This is a genomic window from Singulisphaera chitinilytica, assembly GCF_049331405.1.
Classification (GTDB): Bacteria; Planctomycetota; Planctomycetia; order Isosphaerales; family Isosphaeraceae; genus PoT.
The window spans coordinates 505307-528576 of record NZ_CP186274.1 but is presented as its reverse complement, the minus strand read 5'-3'; the positions used below and the strand labels follow the sequence as shown (position 1 = coordinate 528576).

12 protein-coding genes are annotated in these 23270 nt (G+C 67.4%); 6 read left to right on the top strand and 6 right to left on the bottom strand.

Annotated features, from left to right (window positions below):
- Window positions 1-98: 98 nt before the first annotated feature.
- Together ACOYYX_RS01860 and ACOYYX_RS01855 are read right to left on the bottom strand one after the other, a co-directional pair.
- Window positions 99-1046 (bottom strand): DNA integrity scanning protein DisA nucleotide-binding domain protein, encoded by a 948-nt coding sequence (locus ACOYYX_RS01860; protein WP_422928236.1) that lies wholly within the window; start codon window positions 1044-1046, stop codon window positions 99-101.
- Window positions 1047-1391: 345 nt separating this feature from the next.
- Window positions 1392-2237 carry a hypothetical protein gene (locus tag ACOYYX_RS01855; protein ID WP_422928235.1) on the bottom strand — a complete coding sequence of 282 codons (846 nt, stop codon included), beginning with the start codon at window positions 2235-2237 and terminating at the stop codon, window positions 1392-1394.
- A 496-nt stretch (window positions 2238-2733) separates the two neighbouring features.
- On the opposite strand from ACOYYX_RS01855, the gene ACOYYX_RS01850 reads away from it, so the two are divergent.
- Window positions 2734-4554 (top strand): hypothetical protein, encoded by a 1821-nt coding sequence (locus tag ACOYYX_RS01850; protein WP_422928234.1) that lies wholly within the window; start codon window positions 2734-2736, stop codon window positions 4552-4554.
- Between the two features lie 42 nt (window positions 4555-4596).
- Here ACOYYX_RS01850 and ACOYYX_RS01845 read toward each other — a convergent pair whose 3' ends face one another.
- Window positions 4597-5337, bottom strand: a complete 741-nt coding sequence (locus ACOYYX_RS01845) for a FadR/GntR family transcriptional regulator (protein WP_422928233.1) — start codon at window positions 5335-5337, stop codon at window positions 4597-4599.
- Between the two features lie 1062 nt (window positions 5338-6399).
- Here ACOYYX_RS01845 and ACOYYX_RS01840 point away from each other — a divergent pair.
- Window positions 6400-6675 (top strand): hypothetical protein, encoded by a 276-nt coding sequence (locus tag ACOYYX_RS01840; RefSeq protein ID WP_422928232.1) that lies wholly within the window; start codon window positions 6400-6402, stop codon window positions 6673-6675.
- Between the two features lie 200 nt (window positions 6676-6875).
- On the opposite strand, the gene ACOYYX_RS01835 is transcribed toward ACOYYX_RS01840, so the two are convergent.
- Entirely contained in the window at window positions 6876-9815 is a 2940-nt protein-coding gene (locus tag ACOYYX_RS01835; RefSeq protein ID WP_422928231.1) for a sigma-70 family RNA polymerase sigma factor, read from the bottom strand.
- A 312-nt stretch (window positions 9816-10127) separates the two neighbouring features.
- Here ACOYYX_RS01835 and ACOYYX_RS01830 point away from each other — a divergent pair, with 312 nt between their 5' ends.
- Together ACOYYX_RS01830 and ACOYYX_RS01825 are read left to right on the top strand one after the other, a co-directional pair.
- Window positions 10128-13124: a DUF1553 domain-containing protein gene (locus ACOYYX_RS01830; RefSeq protein WP_422928230.1), complete on the top strand. Its 2997-nt coding sequence runs from the start codon at window positions 10128-10130 to the stop codon at window positions 13122-13124.
- A 56-nt stretch (window positions 13125-13180) separates the two neighbouring features.
- Entirely contained in the window at window positions 13181-14629 is a 1449-nt protein-coding gene (locus ACOYYX_RS01825) for a DUF1501 domain-containing protein (RefSeq protein WP_422928229.1), read from the top strand.
- 78 nt (window positions 14630-14707) lie between these two features.
- Here ACOYYX_RS01825 and ACOYYX_RS01820 read toward each other — a convergent pair whose 3' ends face one another.
- Both ACOYYX_RS01820 and ACOYYX_RS01815 read right to left on the bottom strand, forming a co-directional pair.
- The gene (locus ACOYYX_RS01820) at window positions 14708-17263 is read right to left on the bottom strand and encodes a DUF1559 domain-containing protein (RefSeq protein WP_422928228.1); all 2556 of its coding nucleotides are present in this window, start codon (window positions 17261-17263) and stop codon (window positions 14708-14710) included.
- 190 nt (window positions 17264-17453) lie between these two features.
- Window positions 17454-18569 carry an RNA ligase gene (locus ACOYYX_RS01815; protein WP_422928227.1) on the bottom strand — a complete coding sequence of 372 codons (1116 nt, stop codon included), beginning with the start codon at window positions 18567-18569 and terminating at the stop codon, window positions 17454-17456.
- A gap of 197 nt (window positions 18570-18766) precedes the next feature.
- Here ACOYYX_RS01815 and ACOYYX_RS01810 point away from each other — a divergent pair, with 197 nt between their 5' ends.
- Both ACOYYX_RS01810 and ACOYYX_RS01805 read left to right on the top strand, forming a co-directional pair.
- On the top strand, window positions 18767-19372 hold the full coding sequence (locus ACOYYX_RS01810; protein WP_422928226.1) for an RNA polymerase sigma factor: 606 nt from the start codon (window positions 18767-18769) through the stop codon (window positions 19370-19372).
- 11 nt (window positions 19373-19383) lie between these two features.
- Window positions 19384-23166 carry a WD40 repeat domain-containing serine/threonine protein kinase gene (locus ACOYYX_RS01805; RefSeq protein WP_422928225.1) on the top strand — a complete coding sequence of 1261 codons (3783 nt, stop codon included), beginning with the start codon at window positions 19384-19386 and terminating at the stop codon, window positions 23164-23166.
- Window positions 23167-23270 lie beyond the last annotated feature (104 nt).

Sequence of the window (23270 nt, the reverse complement as noted above, 5' to 3'; positions counted from 1 at the left end):
ATGCCAATAGCCCTCGCCACGCCGCGGGCGAGGCAGGAGAAACGAGCTTACGACATGTCCGGGAGCCGAGGCCAGTGCCCTTCCCTTCCCCTGCCCGGTCAGGACCGCTCGGGGCGGCCGGGGGTCGGCTCGGTCTCGTCGTCCTTCCACTTCATCGCGCGGGCGTGCCGCATGGGGGCGATCCTGAGAATGACCTCCCCCTTCTGGAAGAGCCGGACGGTGCCGGTCGACTGGCTGACGACCACCGCCAGGGCGTTCGTGACGTTCGTGATCGCCGCGGCGGCCCAGTGGCGGGTGCCCAGGCCTTTGGGGAGGGTCAGGCCGGTGTTGGGGGCGTCGATGATCCGGCAGGCCGCCTCGACCGTGCCGTCTCGGGCGACGACGAAGGCCCCGTCCATCTGGGCGATCTCCTTGATCGCCTCGCGGACGCGGTGGTCGCGGAGGTTCCGCTCCTTGCGGCGATACCCCTTGAAGGGGTCGAACCCCAGTGTCCTCGACCTCGACAGGACGTTGCGCACGTCGCCGACGACGATCAGGGTGCCGACGGTCTTCCCCTCGCGCCCTTCCCGGCCGATCTCCACGGCGACGTCGACGACCGCCTTGAGGGTCTCGAACGGGACCGAGGTCTCGAGGGCCCGGAGGTCACGCGAGCTGAGGCGTTCGAGATGCTCGCCGAGCCGGACGACCGTGAGGGAGTCGAGCGCCTCGGCCTCGAAGCCGGAGTAGGCGACGACGACGCGGGCCCCCGACTCGAGGTGGTCGTTGGCCACGGCCTCGATCAGGGCGAGCGTGATGCGTTCGGTGATGGCCGCGTCGGTCGGCTCGACCTCGAGCGGGATCAGGCCGGCGGCCCGGACCGCGTCGAGATAACGCGTCGACGACGTGGCGACGAGGATCCGCACGTCATCGGCCAGGGCGGCGATCGCGTGCCAATCCATCGGCTCCTCGGGAAGGATCAGCATCCCGACGGCCCCGAGACGATTCACGGCCTCGCAGGCCAGGGCGAGGAGAGTCGTCGTCGCCTTGGTCAAGACGGTCGGCGTCACGGGGAGCGGCCTCGCTCGGCGCTAGTTGATGGGGAATGGGCCGGTTGGGTCTGCGAAGGACCGCTCCGACGGGGGCAACGGCCCCCGGAAGATCCGCCCCCGAAGGAATGGGACACCCAATGTATTGCCTCGGGCGGGCCCGGGCAACCTTCCACTTTGAAAAACAAAGTGACCCCGAGGCGAACCGGAGACGAAATCCGCCCCCTGCGACACTCCCAGGCCGATTCGGCCCGGGAGGCGGGGGGCGGCTCGTTGTTGGTCCGTCCGGGTCGACGACCCGCGGCGAGGCAGCCGCAGGATCGGCCGATTCCGATATGAACTCGATTCAATCCGGGAGAGCCCGGCTCACTTCGGGGCGTCGGCCTTGGGGGCGTCGGCCGGCTTGGCTTCTTCAGCCTTGGGGGCCTCGGCGGGCTTGGCTTCCTCGGCCTTCGGGGCGTCAGCGGGCTTGGGAGCTTCTTCCTTCTTGGGCTCCTCGGCCTTGGGGGCTTCCGCCGGCTTCGGGGCCTCTTCCTTCTTGGGTTCTTCAGCCTTCGGAGCTTCGGGCTTCGGGGCTTCTTCCTTCTTGGGCTCCTCGGCCTTGGGGGCTTCGGCCGGCTTGGGAGCCTCTTCCTTCTTCATCTCTTCCTTCTTGGGCTCTTCCTTGGGCTTCTCGGCGGCGGCCTTGGCGTCGCGGACAGCCTTGATGTGCTTGTCCAGGATGCTCTTGCGCAGGTCATACCAGGTCCGGAGACCGGCCGACGGCGGGATGATGCGGACTTCGTTCTCGATGACGACGCCCGTGAGCTTGCCCTGGCCGGTGAACCAGGCGCCGAAGACTTCGGGGCTGACGCCGGTGCGGGCCTTGAGGGCGGCTTCGTCGGTCGCGCGACCCGTGATCAGGATGTCGAGGATCGGGGGCGGGTCGATCGAGGTCTGGACCAGGCCGGCGTCCTGGGCGGCGACGATCGCCTCGGCCACGGCGCGGCGGGCCGCTTCGAGCTTGGCTTCGACTTCGGGCGGGATCGGCGGAGGCGTGGCTTCAGCCTTGGGGGCCTCGGCCTTCGGGGCTTCGGTCTTCGGAGCCTCGGTCTTCGGGGCTTCCGCCTTGGGAGCTTCCGTCTTCGCCGCGTCTTGAGCCGACGCCCAATCCGTTGCGGTCAAACCCAGCAGGAACGCGGTAGACAGAGCAAGTGTGACGAAACGGCGCACCAGTCAATCTCCTTTGAGTCAATCGAATACTGTGATCGGGTCTCGATCCTTGAAGGAATCGGTGCCTAGATCGCGGGATTTGCCGAGTGTAACGGCCATGCAGCCACCATGCTAGGGACATCGAGCGCCAGAAAAGGGCGAATTCCCGGCGGCCCGGCCGGCCCTCATTTTCCTTCCAACCCGCACATCAATCCGCCTCGACCGCACGACCTCGCCCTCCCATCTTGCGAAGATTTCCTAGTTCACGTCGCTCCAGGATTGCGCATGAGGCGGGAGAGGCCCGACGACGATCCCAAGGGGGGCTCCGATCCCGGGTGCGAGGGGGTGTCTTTCCGTTCCGGGAAAAGCTTTTGCGCCGATCTTGCCGATACCTCCCAGCAGAGTCGGATCGCCAGGGGTATCGGATCTTCCGCGAGCAGGACGTCGGTTCAAGGGCGAGACCGCTATTTCCACGGCAAAAGCCGTCCGGAATTCCCAAGGTGGGGGAGTTTAGGTGATGAGGCAGACAAGGACGCGGCTCCATCGCGGTGTTCGCCCGGCCCTGGAAGGGCTCGAGGGGCGACAGTTGTTGAGCGGTGCCGGCGTGGCGAAGCAGACGCTGGCCACCGGCCTCTCGCCCGACGGCCGCCAGTTCAACTACAGCACCCCCCAGGGAACCCGGGTCTCGATCACCTTGCTGGGCGTCGGCAGCCTCGCCGGCACGAGCGTCGAGCCCAACGGGGCCCTCGACCTCGTCTACGGCGGCACCAACGCCGGCAGCGCGATCGTCTCCAAGGTCTCGCGAGGGAACGGCCGCGCCCCCCTGAATAGCATCCAGAATCAGAACCTGGCGACGGGCGACCTCAGCGGCGTCGGCGGCAATCCGATCGACGTCGTGAACCTCAAGAAATTCGACCTCATCAATGGCGGCCAGATTAACCTGACCTCGGGCGTCCAGAACCTCTACCTGAACTCGATGTCGAGCAACAGCCAGGTCCACGTGCGGACCCTGCCCTCGACGCTCACGACTGACGGGACGCAGACGATCACCACCGAAGGGGTCAGCCTGACCTACGGTAGCGGTTCGTTCGGCTCCCAGACCCTCACGAGCGTCTCAGGCCAGTTCGTCGCCGGGCCGAACATCGTCGAGCCGCAGGAGACCGTGGGCACCGGCGATAACGTCGCGACCACCCCCGCGCCTCCGCCGGCCCCGCCGGGCTTCGTCATGGTCGTCAACAGGGTCAACGGCGCGCCGATCAGCCAGATCCCGGCCTCGATCGGCGACCCGCAGATCTTCGGCCTCGACGCCACCGCGAACACCCTGATCCGGTTCGACGCGACGACCGGGGCGCAGCTCCAGACGATCTCCCTGCCGGGCGTCGGCACGCCCGCCACCGGGGTAGCCCTCGGCCGGGACAACGGCCAGCAGGTGGTCCTGGTCAGCCAGGGCACGAACATCCTCGCCTTCAACGCCGTCAGCGGCGCGAGCGTCGGGCAGTTCTCGACGGCCAACCTCGCGAGCCTCGGCCTGACCTCGATCGACGAGATCGGCTCGACGGATACCCTGACGGTCGTGGCCGACTCCTCGGCGGGTAACGGCGGCCTCGCCCTGGCCCTGAACATCACGGGGAGCCTGGAGACCGGCCAGGCCGTCGTGGTCGGGCAGCCGTTCAACGCCGCGGGCCAGTTCTCGTACTCGGGGGGCCTCACGGGCATCCCGGCCTCGCAGACGATCTTCGCCACGGGGGCGGCACACTTCAACACGTTCCAGCCCGACGCCACCCAGTTCGGCGTGGCCCAGTTGAGCACCACCGGGGGCATCGTCCGATCCTCGGGGATGTCGGCCGTCCTGACCCAGGGGGCCTACCAGAACATCGACCCCGCCAACGTCCCCTCGGCGGTCGGCAGCATCGACCAGAACCTCGCGGTGGTGACGGGCGTCTCCGGCGGCCAGAACACGGTGGCGCTGCTGAGCCCGCAGAGCTTCTCGAACCAGGGGACCATCACCCTCAACGACGCCAACCTCCTGACCGACTTGAGCGAGTCGTTCCGCCCCTCGATCGCCGGCTCGGCGCTCATCGACGTCCAGGGAGACGTGCAGTCGATCCGGGGGCAGCAGGCCCAGGGCATGATCATCAACGACGCCGGGAACCTGAACCTGGTCAAGTTCGCCAGCGCCAACAACTCGGTGATCATCGGCCAGCCGTTCAGCCACGCCCAGATCGCCAGGCGCTTCAACCTGACGATCCTGAGCACCGCGAGGACCGTCGACAACCGCAACGGCGTCGCGGTCATCCAGGACCTCAAGCAGCTCGGGCCGCTCTCGCTCCCCTCCTGAAGGCGAGGGCTCGCGATTTGATGCCGGGTCTGGGCCTCGGACTCAGACGAGGCCCAGGCCTTCGAGGTGGGAGCCGTCCAGCGCGGCGATGGGCCCCGCCTCCCCGACGGCTTCGGCTTCGTGGAGGTGCTGGAAGTTCGCCTCGAGGTGATGGCGCATCGCCGCGGAGGCCCCCTGGTCGTCCCCGGCGCGGACGGCGTCGAGGATCAGGGCGTGATGCCCATGGGCGAGGTCCGCGCCATAGCAGCCGAGCGTGTGGCGGCGGCTCTCGATCAGGAGTTCCTGCATCGGCGTCAGCACGAGCTTGAAGAGGCTGTTGCCGGTGGCCTCGGCCAGGATCGCGTGGAATTCGAGGTCGGCCTTCACGTGCTCGTCGAGCGGTCGCGTGGGATCTCCCAGGATCTCCTGGGTCTCCTGCAGGCGTTCCAGATGAGCCTCGGTCCGCATCGTCGCCGCGAGCGACGCGATCGTCGTCTCCAGCGGGAGCCGCACGGCCGCGAGGTCTTCCAGGCGACAGTCGGGCCTGCCCAGGAGCCGACGGTATCCGTCCGTCACCTGCCGCCCCGACGGGAGCTCGACCCTCGTGCCCGAGCCGTGGACGCTGCGCACCAGGCCGAGGCTCGCCAGGCGGCCGAGGGCCTCGCGCACCACGCTCCGGCTCACCCCCTGGCGGGCGCTGATCTCCCGCTCGGACGGCAGGAGGTCGCCCGGGACGAGTTCGCCCGACAGGATGGATCGCTCGAGTTGCTTGGCGATCTCGGAAACCCGGTCAACGCGGGACATGGCTCGTGGATTCCTGCGGCAGAGGTCGATTCCGGAACGCCAGGTCGATGGATGGCACCGATCTCGATGCCGCATGAGCGACCGCCATGAGCATCGGCCCGACATCGTTCACGACGCGATGCGGGATGATCGAAGGATCTATCCATGATCGCTCATTTCTCGGCGATCGGGAAGCCTTTGCCCGCCTCCCATTTCCCGAATCTACCTCCATCCCGCAAACTTCACGCAGCCATCCACCTCGCCGAACAATGCGCCGGGACACCAGGCCCGTCGACTCCCATCGAAGCGAATCGACATACCCGTCATTCCACAATTGTGCCAGGATTGACAGCCCCATTTTTCTAGAAACGCCATCGATAGCCCGCAAAACGCCCAGGCGGCAGGGTTCCCCGACGCGGGTTCCAAAGCGGGTTTTCCTCGAACGTTTCATCTCGGGCACGATCCGGCCGATACAAGGAACCGACGGCACTCCTCGACGCGAATCGAGCGGCACTGGAGGCGCGGGATAGCAGGAAGCCCGCGGGCTCGTCCTGGTCTCGGGGAAAGGCAGATGTCCGCATGCGACATCCGGGTATCCTGGACCATCTTTTCAACGAGCCGATCTTCGAAACATGCAAGACATCAAGCCGTCGAAAAATGTCTTCCCGTCCGCCAGGTCTGGCTTCCCGGCCTGAGAAAGCCTATTCAGACAAGCATTCATCCCAGATCAGGAATGGCTTCGCCCCGAGGATGCTCGAGGCCGACCGGGACGGACGCGAAGGCGAGGTGAACCATTCGGATCATGCGGGCATAGGCTCATCGATAATCCCGCGATTTATTCGCGCGAGGAGATGACAAGCGTGGCACTTCTGGTAACATGATACCAGTTTCTCTTTTGATGATCGGGTCGTTTGTTGATGACGAAGGTTGCTTCGGGCAAGGTCACGCGTGCCGCCGGGTACGGCGGACAGGGTCCATTCCCCTGGAAACCGGTGCCAATCCAGGGGAATGCACCTTTTGTCCACTTCCGGTTCTCGCCGCGAGGCGCCTAGACTTATAACATCTGCAGTCAGGGGGTGGCCGATGAGTACCATGCAAATACTCGGCACGCTCGTCGTCGTGTCCGCCGTCGTGTACGCGGTCCTCGGGGCCTGGGTCGCGGTCCAGAACGGCCGGGGCAAGATCGAGGGGAGCATCCTGGGATTGCTCCTCGGGCCGTTCGGCGTCCTCGTGGAGGCGCTCCTGCCCAGCAGGGACTACCACGAGATGCCCCGTCGCCCGCATGCCCTGTCAGACTCCGACCTCGCCCGCCGTTTCCCGGCGATCGCCGAGCGGATGGGCCGGAGGACGTGGAACTGATTTTCCTCGGCGGCTCCCGCCCGGCCTCGGTCGTGCGGCCGGACGGGATCTGCCGAGAATCATTTCCACATATCTCCCGGACAAGCAAACCTACCAGATGCCGATACGAACTCCCTGTTTGGGAGTGGCGGTCGGCTTCTTTCGTTTCGAAACTCAAAGGGGGCAGCCCGCCGAAGAGACCTGCCCCCTTTGTTTCGACTTCACTGGCCCACTCCGAACCCGGATTGCACGAAGCGGACATGCACCTCGCCGAGGTCGAGGGCCTCGCCCGGCTTCGTGGCCAACTTGCCGAGATCCCGCTTCGGCTTCACCTCGAACTTGGGCGCGGCGTGGTGGGGATCCTGGAAGTAGAGCGTCACGGCCAGGCTCGGGTTGATCCCTTCGATCCAGAACTTGCCCTGGTCATCGGTCACGGCCGCTCGCGGCCAGAACTCGGTGTCGGAAGGCCTGACCCCCGCGCGATCGGCAACGATCGCCTCGACCTCGACCCCCTTGAGCGGCAGGTCATCCTCGTCGAGGAGCCTGCCCGAGATCGCGGCGAACCGATCCAGCTTGAGGGTCAAGGGCTGGCCAGGTAGTTTCGATCCGTTGATCTTCGCCGAGCCCGCGAGCCTGGCCCCCTCGGCCCGGATCTCGACCAGGCGAGATCCCTCCGGTTCCAGGCCGACGACCTCGAATGAGGAACCCTGGAGTTTGGTCGCGGAGAAGACGTCGCTGTTGAGCCCGTGGACCGAGGCTCCTTCGACGGCCCGACCATCGGGGCCGACGACGTTTACCTGGAGCGAGTTACCCGGCGTGACCCGGATGTCGACCGTCGCCGACTTCGTCCCCTCGGCGAAATCGACCAGGCGATAGGCATTGGTAAAACGCAAGGGATCATTCAGGAACTGGTCGGCCCCGCTCGGGGCGAGCTTCGCCTTATCGGCCGCAGAGAGCTTCGCGGTCGGGTAGGGATGCTTCCCCGACGCCTTGAGGATGATCGCCCCCTTGCCGGTCGGCACCGTGATCCGCACGGTCTGATCCTTGGGGGAGTACAGGCCATAGAGATTCTCCCGGGCCGGGTTGCCCGGCTGGGGATAGTACTGCACCCAGTCGGCGGCCACGGGGCGTCCGGTCTTCGAGTCCATGAGCCGGCCGACCACCGCCACGCCCTGGGTCACCTCGAAGGAAACGTCGATCGGCTTCGTCCCCTCGGTATCGGCCACGTCGACGTGGGGGACGTGCAGGTAAGGGCCGCCGGGCTCGGTCCGCACGTCGAGGGCGTAACTCGGGGACTTGGGCAGGCCGTCGATCCGATAGCGGCCATCCTTGCCGGTCGTGACCATGATCGTCGTCCAGGGTTGTCCCATGATCTGGCCTGCGACCGTCACCCCCGCCACGGGTTGTCCCGTCGTCTTGGCACGGACGACGCCGGCAATCGGCTTGCTCGCCTCGAGAACATGGTCGAAGGCGTCGCCGTAAAGCGGCAACTCGAACCCTTGATTGAGGCCGTTAAGCACCCTCCTCCGATTGAAGGGCCGGGCCGTCGCCGGAGTCGGCCGATTCAGGACGGCGATGACGGCCCGCTCCAGGCCGGGGGCTTCCACCCTCAACCGCAGGATGCGGTCGTTGCCGATCCCGGCGATCTGGAACCGCCCCTCGGCGTCCGTCGTCCAGGTGCCGTCGCGGCCGAGCCAGGCGGGCTGGTCGCATTGAGACGGGGCGATCGAGACCATGTTGATCCCGTCCCAGTCGAGCATGCCCGTCGCCAGGAGTTTCTCCGGCTCGAGCCCCGGCGCGACCAGGGTGAGGCTCCCCGCCCGCACCGTCGCCCCGGCGACCGGACGCCCCTGCCCATCCAGGAGCCGACCCCAGATCGGCCGATCCTCGCGGACCATACGCAGCGTCGCCTCGCCCTTCGAAGCCTCGCCGGCGCTCAACCAGGCCGGGCCCATGCCGGCGGCCTCGGCGATGATCATCGCCTTGTGCCAGGGGGGCACGTCCCCCGCGGAGGCGTCGCTCAGGTCCGGGTCGAGGTCGAACCGGAACGAGCCGTCGGCCCCGGTCTTCGCCACGGGCGAGGGTGCGGGCTCGTTCGTCCCGGCGGCCTCGTAGTGGTAATGCCGGACGTAGATGTTGGCGCCGGCCTTGGGCTGGCCAACCGCGTCGACAACCTTGCCCGAGATCGGCACCGGCTTGCCCTCCGGCTTCGGTTCAACCTCCGCGGCGTCATTCCTGGCCAAATCGACGCGACCCACGGGCTCGGGTTGCAGAGGAGGAGTCTCGGGCGACGGAGGCGCGAAGGTGGCCGCCGCGCCCGTGGCGACCCCGGCGACCAGCAGCGCGGCGGTCGCCCACTTCAAACGAGCCACGACCATGCTCCGCAATAGCCTCTTGCTGAAGACGATCGCCGTCGCCGAGACGAGGCCGGCGACCGACTGCCCCGTCGCGAGCTTGGTGGCGATCCCGACCGTCGAGGCGATCCACTCCTTCGGCACCGCGGCCAGCCCGACATTCTCGAAGAGTGCCGAGGCCGCGATCCCCCCCGAGAGCGCGACGCCTCGCCGGCTCAGCCGCGTTCCGAGCAGCTTCCTGGCCCGCGCCACGCGTCCCCGGACGGCACCGACCGTCCAGCCGAGTTGGTCGGCCGCCTCGGCGTGCGTCAGTTCCTCGAGGTGGCAGAGCACGATCGGGGCCCGGAGCTTCTCCGGCAGGCGTCCAATCTCCTCGTGCAGCACGGGCAGGACTTCGGAGCTGACTCCCAACCCGACACCGTTCGACCCCTTGAGCGAACCCGCCTGGACCTCGACCTGGCGGCGGCGCGCCGCGTCGACGTTGGCCTGGACGGCGATCCGGTACGCCACCCGGTAGAGCCAGCTCCCGAGGGAGTTCTTGATGGACCAGAGCGTGTCGGCCTTGCGGACCAGGACCAGGAACGTGGCCTGGAAGGCGTCCTGGGCGTCGTTCGCGTCCTTCAGCACGCCCCGGCAGACGGCCACGACCATCGGCCCGTGGCGACGCACCAGCGTCTCGAAGGCGTCGGCGTCGCGCCGCTTGGCGAAACGCTCCAGGAGCTGAGTGTCCGAGAATCCGCTGAGGCTGCCGGCGTCGAAAAGCCGCTCGATCTTCCGCAGCGCCGGCCCGAGAGGTGTACCACCCATGTCGCAACCCCGAAAGAGTAGCCGATCGTCATGCGAGTAGAAGGGCCGGGCCCGGCCGCTCGACACGACTTTCTCCGAGAAATCCTCTTGGAGACCGCGACCACAAAGGCGAACATCAATCATCGGACCGTCGAAGACAAGCAAAGAGACGTGGCGACGCGTCGGATCGTCGATCATACCCCAGGTGGCATGACGACCACCGCCACATCTCTTGACGCGAGCCCGAAACCCGGGCTAGGATCCGACTGGTCTGACCACTTGCCGCCGGTTCCTTGACGCCTCCTCCCGCCTGATTGGGTCACGACGATGAGCATGAGAGTCGCAATCCACGTCGTGTTCGCCGCCGCGCTGAGCGGCCCCCTGGGGGCACGCGGGGCTGAGGAGGACCGCTTCTTCCGCGATCGGGTCGCCCCGATCCTGGAGAAGCGCTGCGTGAGCTGCCACGGCGAGGACTCGCCCAAGGGAAAGCTGACGCTGACGAGCTTGCAAGGGCTCAAGGCCGGCGGCTCGAGCGGGCCGGCGATCGAGCCGGGGAAGCCCGACGAGAGCCTGCTGATCGACTCCATCACGGGAGACCGCCCCGAGATGCCCAAGACGGGCGGGGCGCTCTCGGCCGAGGAGGTGGCGACGCTCCGCAACTGGATCGAGCGGGGGGCCTCCTGGCCCGAGGGCCTGGTCCTCAAGGATCGCCGGTTCGACGGCCAGGCCTGGTGGGCCTTCTCCCCCTTGCGCCGGCCCGAAGTACCGAAGGTCGATGACCCGGCCCGGGTCCGCACGCCGGTCGACGCCTTCGTCCTGGCGAAGCTGGCATCCGTCGGCCTGAAGCCGAGCCCCGAGGCCGATCGACGCACCCTGATCCGCCGCCTGACCTATGACCTCCACGGGCTCCCGCCGACCCCCGACGAAATCGCGGCGTTCGAGAACGACCAGGCCCCCGACGCCTATGACAAGGTGGTCGAGCGCCTGCTGGCCTCGCCCCGATACGGAGAGCGCTGGGGGCGGCACTGGCTCGACGTCGTGCATTTCGGTGACACGCACGGCTACGACAAGGATAAGAAGCGCGACCACGCCTGGCCCTATCGCGACTACGTGATCGCCTCGTTCAACGAGGATGTCCCCTACTCCCGGTTCATCAAGGAGCAGGTGGCCGGCGACGTGCTCTGGCCGGGCGAGCCCCGCCCCTTGATCGCCACCGGCTTCGTGGCGGCAGGCCCCTGGGATTTCGTCGGCCACGTCGAGCTGGCAGAGGGGACCGTCGACAAGCTCAAGGCCCAGCTCAACGACCGCGACGACATGCTGGCCAACACCATGTCGACCTTCCAGAGCTTGACCGTCCACTGCGCCCGCTGCCACGACCACAAGTTCGACCCGATCCCCCAGAAGGACTACTACCGCCTCCAGGCCGTCTTCGCCGGCGTGGCTCGCGGCGACCGCCCCTATACTTCCCGCGAGAACTCCGAGAAACGCCGGGGGATCGAGTCCCGCAAGGCCGACCTCGCGGCCAGGCGCGACGCCCTCTCGAAGAAGATCGCCGAGGCGACCTCCCCCGAGCTGACCCGGCTCGACGAGGCCCTCGCCGACCTCAAACGCGACCTGGCCGGCCTCTCGAACCCGGGCGCCTCGACCCCGAGCCCGACGAACGGCTATCACAGCGAGCTCGCCTCCTCGGCCGAGACGACGAAGTGGGTGCAGGTGGATCTAGGCCGCCCGGTCCCGATCGACGAGATCCGGATCATCCCCGCGCGACCGACCGACTTCCCCGACACCCCCGGCTTCGGCTTCCCCGCCAGGTTCAAGGTCGAACTCGCCGACGACGCCGACTTCCAAAACCCCCGCGCCGTCGACGACCACTCGGCCTCCGATCAACCCAACCCCGGCGACACCCCCTACGTCATCCGCCCATCGGCCGGGGGGCAGGCGAGGTTCGTGCGGATCACCGCTTCGAGGCTCTGGCTCCGCAACGACTACCACATCTTCGCCCTCGGCGAGCTCGAGGTCATCTCGAGGGGCCGGAACGTCGCCGAAGGGGCCGTCATCAAGGCCTCCGACTCGATCGAGGGCGGGCGCTGGGGGCGGACGAACCTCGTGGATGGCTTCGACAGTCACGCCAAGCTGCCGAGCCTCGCCGATCCGGGGCAAGCGGCGCTGGCCTCACGACGCAACGATCTCCAGTATCGGGCCCAGACCCTCGAAGCCCGCCGCAAGGCCCTGCATGAGTCGCTCGTCGACCCGAGGCTCCGATCCGACCTCGAGCAGGCGAACGCCGACCTGACCTCGCTCGACTCGGAGCTGAAGGCCCTGGCGAAGTCCGACATGGTGTACGCCCCCCTGCCCACCACGATCCGGCCGATCAGCCTCCTGCGCCGGGGGGACGTGGAGCAGCCGGCCGAGCCGGTCGACCCGGGGGCCCTCTCCTGCCTCGCCGGGCTCAACTCCGACTTCTCGGCGACCTCGGCCGGCGACGAGGGGAAGCGGCGGGCCGCCCTCGCCGAATGGCTGGCCGCGCCGGGGAACGTCCTCACCTGGCGATCGATCGCCAACCGGGTCTGGCACCACCACTTCGGCCGCGGGATCGTCGACACCCCCAACGACTTCGGCCGCAACGGCTCCAAGCCCACCCACCCCGAACTGCTCGACTGGCTCGCGTCCGAGATGCTCGAGAACGGCCAGTCGCTCAAAGGACTGCACCGGCAGATCGTGCGGAGCTCGACGTATCGGCAGTCGTCGAAGCATGAACCTGCCGCGGCGGCCGTCGACGCCGACAACCGCTGGCTCTGGCGGATGAACCGACAGCGGCTCGACGCGGAATCCGTCCGCGACAGCGTCCTCGCCGTCAGCGGCACGCTCGACCTCCGCATGGGAGGACCCGGCTTCGAGCTCTTCCGGTTCAAGGATGATCACTCGCCGATCTACGACCATACGGCCCCCGAGAAGGTCGACAACCCGGAGGTCCGCCGCCGGACCGTCTACCGGTTCGTGGTCAGGAGCGTGCCGAACCCGTTCCTGGACTCGCTCGACTGCGCCGACCCGAACATCAACATCCCCGTCCGGCCCACGACGATCACCGCCTTGCAGGCCCTGGCCCTGCTGAACGACCTCTTCATGATCCGCCAGTCGCAGGCATTCGCCCGACGCCTCGAGGCCCAGGCCCCCGACGTGCCCGGCCGGATCGACGCGGCCTACCTCTTCGCCCTGGGCCGCCCCCGGGCCGACGAGCGCGAGGCCCTCGCCGGCTTCGCCGCGAAGCGGGGCCTGTCCAACGCCTGCCGGCTCCTCTTCAATACCAATGAATTTATTTTCATCGACTGAACTTTTTCTTCGATGATCGCCGGTCATCCTCGACCCGAGGCATTGCGAGCCTGCCCATGAACCCCTCCCAGAACTACCGACGTCGAGACTTCCTGTGGCGGGCCGGGGGCGGGCTCGGCGGCATCGCGCTGGCGCACCTGCTCGGCAGCCAGGGGATGCTGGAAGGGGCCGAGGCCTCGCCGGGGTCCTCGCAAGTCGACCTCAATGGCGGGCTGCACCATCCGGCGAAGGCCAAGCGGGTCGTGCAATTGTTCATGTCGGGCGCGGCCAGCCAGTGCGACACGTTCGACTACAAGCCCTTGCTGATCAAGAAGCATGGCGAAGCGTTCGACCCCGGCGGCAAGGTCGAGCTCTTCCAGAGCAAGCCGGGCGCGGTGATGAAGAGCCCCTGGGCCTGGAAGCAGTACGGTGAGTCCGGCAAGTGGATGAGCGACCTCGTGCCGCACCTGGCCTCGTGCGTCGACGACATGGCGTTCCTCCCCTCGATGATTTCAAAGTCGAACGTGCACGGGCCGGCGACCTTCATGCAGAACACCGGGTTCGTCCTGCCGGGCTTCCCGAGCATGGGGGCCTGGGTCTCGTACGGGCTCGGGAGCCTGACCGAGAACCTCCCCGCGTTCGTCGTCCTGCCCGACTCGCGCGGGTTCGCCCCGAACGGCCCGGCGAACTGGGGCGCGGGCTTCTTGCCCGCTTCGTACCAGGGGACCATGGTCCGAGCGGGGTCCAAGAACCCGATTTTCGACCTCTTCCCCCCCGAGGATCCGAGCCTGACCCCCGAAGGGGAGCGCGACGGCCTCGCCCTCCTGAACCGACTCAACCGCGACCATCGGGCCGAGCACGAGGGGGATTCCCGGCTCGACGCCCGCATCGCCTCGTACGAGCTCGCCGCGAGGCTCCAGCTCAGCGCCCCCGAGGTGCTCGACCTGGCGGGGGAGACCGCGAATACGAAGACGCTCTTCGGCCTCGATGATCCCGTCACCGAGGACTTCGGCCGCAACTGCCTGATCGCCCGACGACTCCTCGAGCGCGGGGTCCGCTTCGTCCAGGTCTACAGCGGGGCCGACAACGGCTTCCCCCGCCGGAACTGGGACTCGCACGAGGACATCGCCAAGGACCACGGCGACATGGGCCGGAGCATGGATAAACCCGCCGCGGCGCTGCTCAAGGACCTGAAGGGGCGCGGGCTCCTCGATGACACCCTCGTCATCTGGACCACCGAGTTCGGCCGGATGCCCTGCAGCCAGGGGGGGAAGGGACGCGACCACAACCCGTTCACCTTCACATCATGGATCGCCGGGGGCGGCATCCGCGGCGGCACCACCTTCGGGGCCAGCGACGAGTGGTCTTACAAGGCGGCCGAGGATCCGATCTACTGCTACGACCTCCACGCCACCGCTCTCCACCTGCTCGGCATCGACCACACCAAATTAACGTTTAGACACAACGGCATTGATCGCAGATTGACCGATGTCCACGGGCACGTGATCAAGCCCATCCTGGCATAATTTCAACGGTTCATCCAAACGATAAAAACATATGCCGTTGCCCTCCCCGAATCAGCGGGGAGGGCGACGGACCTGGCATCAGTACGAGTCGGCGCTGATGACCTCCCCGCCGGCCTTGGTGATCAGGGCCTTGAAGACCTGGGGATTGATCGACATCTTGATGAACCGGACGGATCCGTCGGCGAAGAGCACGTTGAACCCGCCGGGGTGGGCCGAGCTGGCGCCCAGGAGTTCGCCCGGGGCGAGCTGCGCCTCGGGGTCGAACGCGAGGTCATCCGGCTTGGTCCAGGGGACCTCTTCACGCGTCTCGACGACCGCCATGGTGTTGGACGTCCCGTCGGTGAAGTCGATGATCTTGGTCCCCTCGGTCGGGTGGAAGAATGATGCGTTGCTCTTGAAACCGACGTAGTTCGTCAGGCCCTTCTCCTGAGACGTGCGAGACGGGCATGCGAAGAGGGCCGGCATCTCCTTCGCGAGCGCGGCGTTGTGCGGGCTGTCCCAGGGCTCGTCGAGCTTGAACCGCTCGTAGAGTGCCGCCTGATCGAGGTAGGGCAAGATCGCCACACGCCAGCTCAGGAGCGGCTTGCCCTCCTTGTCGGCGATCGCCGACGCCGGGAAGCGGTCGTTGGTGGAGTGATAGTTGTGCAGCGCCAGGCCGATCTGCTTGAGGTTGTTGGTGCACTGGGCGCGTCGAGCCGCCTCGCGCGCCGCCTGCACGGCCGGCAGCAGCAGGGCGACCAGGACGGGCACCTCGGCCCCGGCGTTGATCTGAGGCGCGGGGAGCGGAAACGCCTGGTACGCCGTGTAGCGGATCGAGGCGTCGTCGACCGTCATCGTGAACTTCGAGGGGAAGAGGTACTGGCGCAGGTCGTTGGCCTCGGGGATGAGCTCCGGGTCGAGGGCGATCCGGAGCGGCGGGCCGGCCGGCATCCGGCGGGCTCCCGGCGGGACCGCACCCGGCTGGGCGGCCGAGAAGCCGGCGAACTGCACGAAGGCCGGCACGTTGATCAGGATCTCGGGCAGCACCGGGCTCGGATCCGACTGGATGAAGGCGACCGCATTCCGGTCGCGCGACGGGTCGGGCTTACCCCCCTTGAGGACGAACGCGGGGAGCATCTGCCTGGCGGTCCTCGGCGAACCCGCCACCGCGAGCACCCCGCGCCTGGCGTCGAGGAGGATCGTCGGCCGGAACCCGGCGGGGATCGGCAGGGCCGCGGGGGGCACGGTCAGGATATAGCCCTGCTCAGCCCCCTTGAGCTTACGGAACGTGGCGAAGTCGACCCCGGGCCTGAGCGCCTGGTCGGGTCTCGCCGGGACGAGGGCTCCGGCCCGCTTCAACTCCTTGTTCGCCACCTCGATGAGGGCATCCAGGCTCTTCGAGAAGCCGGCGACGTCCTTCACCTCGGCGAGCAGGCAGAAGTCGGGCGGGTTGAACCACATCCCGAAGATGCTGCCGATCGAGCCGCTGCCGGGCGGGGCCAGGACCGCCATCCTTGGGCCGACCTTCGACAGCAGGTCCTCTCGGAGCCTCAGCCCCGTGCGCTTGCGGAAGGTCTCGGAGACCTCCTTGAGCGAGGCCTCGACGTTCGGGTCCCGCTCCTTCGCGGCCGAGACGATGGCATCGTGCAGCTTGATCAGGTCGGTGGAGACGAGCACGAAGTTGTTCGTGCCCTTCGGGGGGATCAGGCTCGTCCCTTCCCCCAGCGGCGGCTGGTCGAAGGCGGCGAAGACGCCCCGGCGCGGCCTCGGGACCTGCGCGACGAACTCCGCCAGGATCCCCTTGCCCTGGATGTCCCAGCGCATCTCGACCCGCTTGACCCCGTCGAACCCGAGCGCGGCGGCGTCGGGCGGCACCGGCGGCAGCGCCTTGAGGTCGAGGAAGAACCGGCCGACCGGCACCAGGGATAGCCCGGCCTTCGGCTTGATGAGGGCCGCGTAGGTCGCGTTCTTCAGGGCGCTCGGCGCCTTCCCCTCGAGCACGTCGATGACCGGGTTGTTCGCCCCCGGGGGCGCGAACGCGAAGACGGCGTCATCCTTCTCGTACCACCACTGGATCGGCGAGTTGGCGATGGCGAAGACGCTCCGCTTGCCCGGCTGCTCGACCTTCTTCGCCGCGGGCTCGTTGAGGAACGGGAGCTTGCCCACGACCCGCTTGAAGACCTCGTTCTTCCCCGCCCCCCGGATCACGACCGCGACGGCCTGGGGGCTCGGCCCTCCGGGCCCGACCTTGCCGGCATAGCCGATCAGCACCCCCTTGCGGGCCAGGTGCTTGAGCAGCTCGACCGCGTCCTTGCCGTTCAGCGGGGCGCCCGGCGCCGACTGGATCAGTCGATCCAGGCTCTGGGCCACGACCTCGTCGAGCATCCGGCCGAGCGTGGTCTTGTTGAGCATCTGGTACGCGGCGGTCGCCTGCCAGGCCGCGGGCTGGGAGTCGAACCCGTCGTGCTCGAACAGGGCGGCCAGGTCCTGGGCCGGCATGTAACGAGCCAACGGCTCGACCGCCGCCGGCTGCTGCGGCGCTTGCGACGGCTGCTGGGCCCAGGCTGGCGAGGCCACGGCCATCAAGACCAGGCCGAGAAGACGACACGGCCTCCCGCCTGTTTTTCGAAATGCTGTCCCTATCGACTGGCTCATGCGTCATCCTCCGCGTCGAATTCGTGACAGACCCTATCGGCGCCGGATCAATATCCCTCAGAGGTGCCGGCACCGTGGCCCGAACATACGTGAAGTCCAAAGCCGATGCCAACGAATATTCTCGGTAGAGGGTCGCCCGGGCCCTTCACACGCGAGGACTCGCCGGCGCAAGCGGCTCATGCCCACGGCCTTATCGCCGCCCGTCCCCGCGATCGAAGACGAGCTTCACGACCGACTCGGCGTTCGCGCACCAGAGCCGCCTGACGTCCTCGACCGATTGCCTCGCCCCAAGTTCCTTCCTCAGCGCGAATAGCAGTCCCGAAAACGGGGTGGCGCGGATGATGGCGGTCGCGAAGTCCCTCTGATCCTCGATCCGCCAGTTCTCCTCCCAGGCCGCGCGGACCTCATCCCAGGCGCGATCGAGCCGCTCCTTCACCCGCGCCACGGTTTCGCGCAACTCGGGGTGATACGCGACCAGCTCGTCGGCCTCGTCCGCGAGAATCAGGGGGACGAGCCGCCTGGGGTGGAAGAGGTTCCCGCCGTCGTCGGCATGGTGCGCGGCGAGGTACGTCTTCGTCTTGATCTTGAAGCGGAGGTCCCTGTCATCCCGGATGACGACCCCTTTGAATGTCGGGTCGTCGCGATCTTTCTCGAGGAGGAATGCGGCGACCTCTCCCATCGATGCGCACGGGAACAACTCCGGCCGAGCCAGCCCGATCCGCGCCGCCTCCTCGTCGACCGCTTCGTGCGAAAGCTCCCGGCAGGTCGCGGTCTCGAACATCGAGAGCAGGTAGAAAGTCGGGCTCGGGTACAGACGCACGACCTTGGTGTAAGGTGAACAGAGTTCAAAAATGTAAGTGTAACGACCATCGAACCGCGAGGGATCCAACCCCGTCGTCGCCCAGAAGAGCTGCGTCCACGACATCCTGGCAAACGAAACGATCCCGTGCCCGAACCCTCCCGATGAGTTGACGTGCCATTCCCCCCGGTACGGATAAACGATCGTCAGCGCCCCATCTTCCTTGGCCTGGCACGAGCATCGCGACCAGTTGAAGTTCGCCAGGTCATCGACGCCTTCCCCTGCGTTGAAGAAGCGGTCGAACGGCTTGGCCACGACCTCCCACGACCCTTCCTCGAGCACGAGCCCCCGCGACTCGCGCACCAGGGGATGAGCCTTCGGCGCGTGCGACTGATACTTGAACCCGAGTAGCGGCAAGCTCGGATGTCTATAAACCCCGATCCCCAGCTCGGCCGTGAGCGCCTGGACCGAGCCCTCCCCCCGCAGATATTCCTGGATCTTCAACATGGCGGCACTCCCAGACCGAAGACCCGGGCCGAACCCATTGGCCCCCCATCCCTAACCAGAGCGGCCTCGACGAGGAAGGTTCGGGCCCCGGCACTGCCGAAAGCCCCTCACGCATTGGGGACAGATTTTGAGATTCCGTGTAAGGATCTTCGCCAGGTGGAGTAATCCTTAGCGAAGGCGCCAAGGATACCCATGACATGAATGAGCCGTCAGATACCCGGCAGAGCCTCTTGATTCGCATCCGAGACACGGCGGACGCCGTGGCCTGGCGGCAATTCGTGGATCTGTACGGCCCCCTGGTCTATCGCTATGCGCGAAGGCGAGGGCTGCAGGACGCGGACGCCGCCGACCTGATGCAAGACGTGCTGAGCTCCGTGGTGCGGGTGGCGGGGCGATATCGGTACGAGCCGGAGCGGGGCACCTTCCGGGGCTGGCTCCTCACGGTGGCCAGGAACAAGCTGCACACCTTCCAGTCGGGTCGGAAGAAGATCCTCGGCAACGGGACCGCGCCCGAAGCCAACGAACTCGCGGAAAAGGTCGTCGCCGCGGAAGACGAGGCGGCCTGGGATCGCGAGTACGAGTGGCAGGTCTTCTCATGGGCGGCCGAGCAGGTCCGGGGAGAGTTCACGGCCTCGACCTGGCAGGCCTTCTGGAAAACCGCCGTCGAAGGGCTCGCGGCCGGCGAGGCCGCCAAGGTGGTCGGGCTCTCCGTCGGGGCCGTTTACGTGGCCAAGAGCCGGGTCCTCGCCCGGATCCGGGAACAAATCCAGGATCTCTCGCTTGATGGTCTATTCGAAAAATAAGGAGTGACGCGATGACGACTCCGCTCGATTGCCCGGGCCTCGACCGACTCAAAGCCATGCTCTTCGGGACCCTGAATCAGGGCGAGCACAACCGGCTGATCCTGCACCTCGACCACTGCGAACGCTGCCAGCAAGCAGTGGAAGAGGCGGCGGGCTTCGGCAGCCCCTGGCCCCGCCTCTCGCCGACGGCCGAGGAAGGCCAGGCGATCGAGACCGAGTTCCGTCGCGCCATGTACCGGCTCAAGCAGGGGCTCAACGACCATGATGGGCGTGACGAGAGGGCGCCGGCCGAGGAGCCGGCCCTCGAGTTCCTCGGGCCTCCCAACAACCCCGGGCAGCTCGGGACCCTGGGCCCCTACGCGGTAATCGGCGTGATCGGCCGGGGAGGCATGGGGATGGTGCTCAAGGCGTTCGACCCTTCGCTCCACCGTCTCGTCGCCATCAAGATCCTGGCCCCGCAGCTCGCCACGAGCGCCGCGGCCCGCAAGCGATTCGCCCGGGAGGCTCGCGCGGCGGCGGCCGTGAGCCACGAGCATGTCGTGGCGATCCACGCCGTCGATGAGGTCGACGGCTCCCCCTATCTCGTCATGGAGTACATCGCCGGCCGATCGCTCCAGGAGCGGCTCGACCAGTCCGGCCCGTTGGAACTCAAGGAAATCCTCCGCATCGGCATACAGGTGGCGAGCGGCCTGGCCGCCGCCCACGCGCAAGGACTGATCCATCGCGACATCAAGCCCTCGAATATCCTCCTGGAGAATCACGTCGAGCGGGTCAAGATCACCGATTTCGGGCTGGCGCGCACGGCCGATGACGCCAGCCTGACCCAGAGCGGCGTCCTCGCGGGCACGCCCCAGTACATGGCCCCCGAACAGGCCCACGGGGAAGTGCTCGACCAGCGGACCGACCTCTTCAGCCTCGGCAGCGTCCTCTACGCGATGGGGACGGGCCGCCCCCCCTTCCGAGCCTCGACGGCCATGGCCGTGCTCCGCAGGGTCTGCGACGAGTCCCCCCGCCCCGTCCGCGAGGTCAATCCGGATCTCCCCGCGGAGCTTGCGGAGGTGATCGCGAAACTCCTGTCCAAGTCGCCCGATGACCGCTTCGGTTCCGCCGCCGAGGTCGCCGAACAGCTCGGCCGCCAGCTCGCGGCGCTTCAGCAGGCGTCGCATATCCAACCCGCCCCGGCTGTCCCGGCCCCCCGAGCGAAGTCGGCGAGGCGGTTCCCCCGGAAGATGATCGCCGCCCTGCTCCTGATCGGCGGCGGGCTCGGGCTCACCGAGTCGATGGCCTTCACGCACGTCTCGGCGCTCGTGGCCACGATCCTACGGATTCCGGTCCCGAGCGGGACCCTCATGATCGAGGTCGATGATCCTGGTGTCCAGGTGAGCGTCGACGGCGACGAGGTCGTCATCACCGGCGCCGGGGTCCATCAACTCCGCCTGCGTCCCGGCCCCCATACCGTCAAGGCCACCAAGGGGGGAGTCCCGATCCACGATGAGCTCGTCACAATCTCGAGGGGTGGCAAGCGAGTCGCCAGGGTGAGCCTCGAGGCCTCGAACCGGACGCGAGACGAGGGCAAACCCGGTACAAATTCGACGCCCCCCATTGTTGAGCAGGCCGGGACGCGAGACGAAAGCATGGTTCCCTCGCCGGGACTACTTGGCATCCCGGCCGCTCCTCCGAAACCGAAGGGAGCCGACCAGCAGCCTGCCCCCAAAGCCATCGTGATGGCAATCGGCCAGGAGAGGGAAGACATCCCCTCCTGGATGGTCTCACCCAGGAAAGTTCATCCCATCGCGATCCTCGACGGCAAGACGGGCCTGAAGGCCGCGGGGGTCGCGTACACACGCGACGGGAAGCTCCTGGCCATGTCGAGCTTCGAGATGATCAAGCTCTGGGACGTCGCCAACCGCAAAGAGGTCGCCACGCTCCGGAACGACGAACCGGCTGGCGACTTCGGAGACTGGATGCAGGTCGTCTGGTCGCTCGCCTTCTCCCCCGACGGCAAGACCCTCGCGGCTTCGTGCTTCGACGGCACCGTCTCGCTCTGGGACGTCGAGGGCCGGAAGAAGCGGGCGACCCTGACGGGCCATGTCGGCCCCGACCCCGCATGGCCCGACCATCAGGTCTGGAAGGTGGCATTTTCCCCCGACGGCTCGCTCCTGGCCTCGGCCAGTTGGGATGGCACCGCGAGGCTCTGGGATGCCGCCACCGGCCAGGAGCGGAACGTGCTCAAACACCCGGGGAAAGTCCGCACGCTCGCCTTCTCCCCCGACGGCAAGACGCTGGCCACGGGTATGGGCTGCGAGCTCGATCGCAACGTCCGTTTCTGGGACGTCAGCTCCGGGCGAGAGGTCGGCGCCGCGGCGGGAAACCTCGGCGGGACGCTCTGCATGGCGTTCGCCGCGGATGGCAAGACGCTCGCCACCGGGGGCCAGGACGCCCGAGTGAGGCTCTGGGATCCGATCACGGGGTTGGAACTCGCGAATCTCCCGGGGCACTCGGAAGGCATCGAGGGCGTCGCCTTCTCGCCCGATGGTCGCTGGCTTACCTCGATCAGCGGGAACTACCTGGCGCCGGGCAAGTCGGGAGAGATCCGGATCTGGGATGCGGCGACGGCCCGGCCCCGGCTCGCGTTCGACGACAACGACGGCCCCCTGCACGGGCTCGCGTATGCCCCCGACGGACTCTCGTTCGCCACCACCGGCCTCGAAGGGGCCGTTAAGCTCTGGGCCCCCGAGCTTGAGCCCGACGGCGATGCCGCTCGGGACAACATGCTCCGCCCCCTCGGTGCGGTCGCCCCTTTCGGCGGGCGGGGGGTCACCTGCCTCTCGGTCTCCGGCGACGGAAAGACCGTGGCCACCGGCAGTTATCAGCATGTCTCGATTTTCGAGATCGAGACCAGGCGCCGGCTCGTGCCCGGTGAGGATGGCCCGGGTGAACCACAACACCCCGGCTGGATCATGTCCGTCGCCTTCTCGCCCGATGGTAAGGAGTTGGCGTCCTCGGGCTCCGATTCGAGCGTCGCGAGAATCGACCCGGCCCGGGGGAGAGTCCTCGCACGCCTGAGCCTCCCCTACACGACCACGTATCCGTTGGCCTACGCCCCCGGCGGCCAGGAGTTGCTCGTCCCCTGGCGAGACAACTTCATCGACTCCTGGAGCCTTGCCTCCGGGAAGCATGTGAGCGTGCTCGATCAATATCGGCCCGGGACGCTCACCTTCGCCTCGGACGGCAAGCTCCTGGCGCTCTTCGCCGAGGGTGATCCCAATGGGTCCATCCGGCTGATGGACTGGCCACTCGGGAAAGAAGGGCGAAGGTTGGAAACCGGTTGCGCCGCCGAGGTCACCTGCGTCGCTTTCTCTCCGGACAGCAAGACTTTGGCAACCGGGCTCGCCGGCCGGTATGCGGAAAAGCCGGTGGGCGGGCCTCATTTCCCGCCGAAGGTGGACATTGCACCCGGGAAGCATGCCGTGCAGCTCTGGAACCTGGAACCCGAACGCCTTCGTTCTCAACTCATCCTGAATTCGTCACGCATCGACGGACTGGCGTTCTCGCCGGATGGCCACTGGCTCGCCGTCGTGGGAGGCGACCGCCGAGATCCGAAAGCCCCAGGCTTCGCCCAGCTCTGGGACCTGACCCAGCCCGGCGAAGTCCTTGACAGGCCCTCTTTCTCCCTCGAGGGGCACGAGGGGAACGTCCACGCCGTCGCCTTCACTCCCGATGGCAAGACCCTCATCACGGGGGGAGCCGACGCCACGATCAAGCTCTGGCAAGTCCCCTCGAAGTCGGAGTGAAGCAGCCCCGCAGGACTTCTCCCTCGAGGCGAGTCGCCGGCCAACCTCGGTGAAATCTTGCGAGTTCGGTGAGCGGGCGACAAGAATGTGGCCTGCTCGCCGAA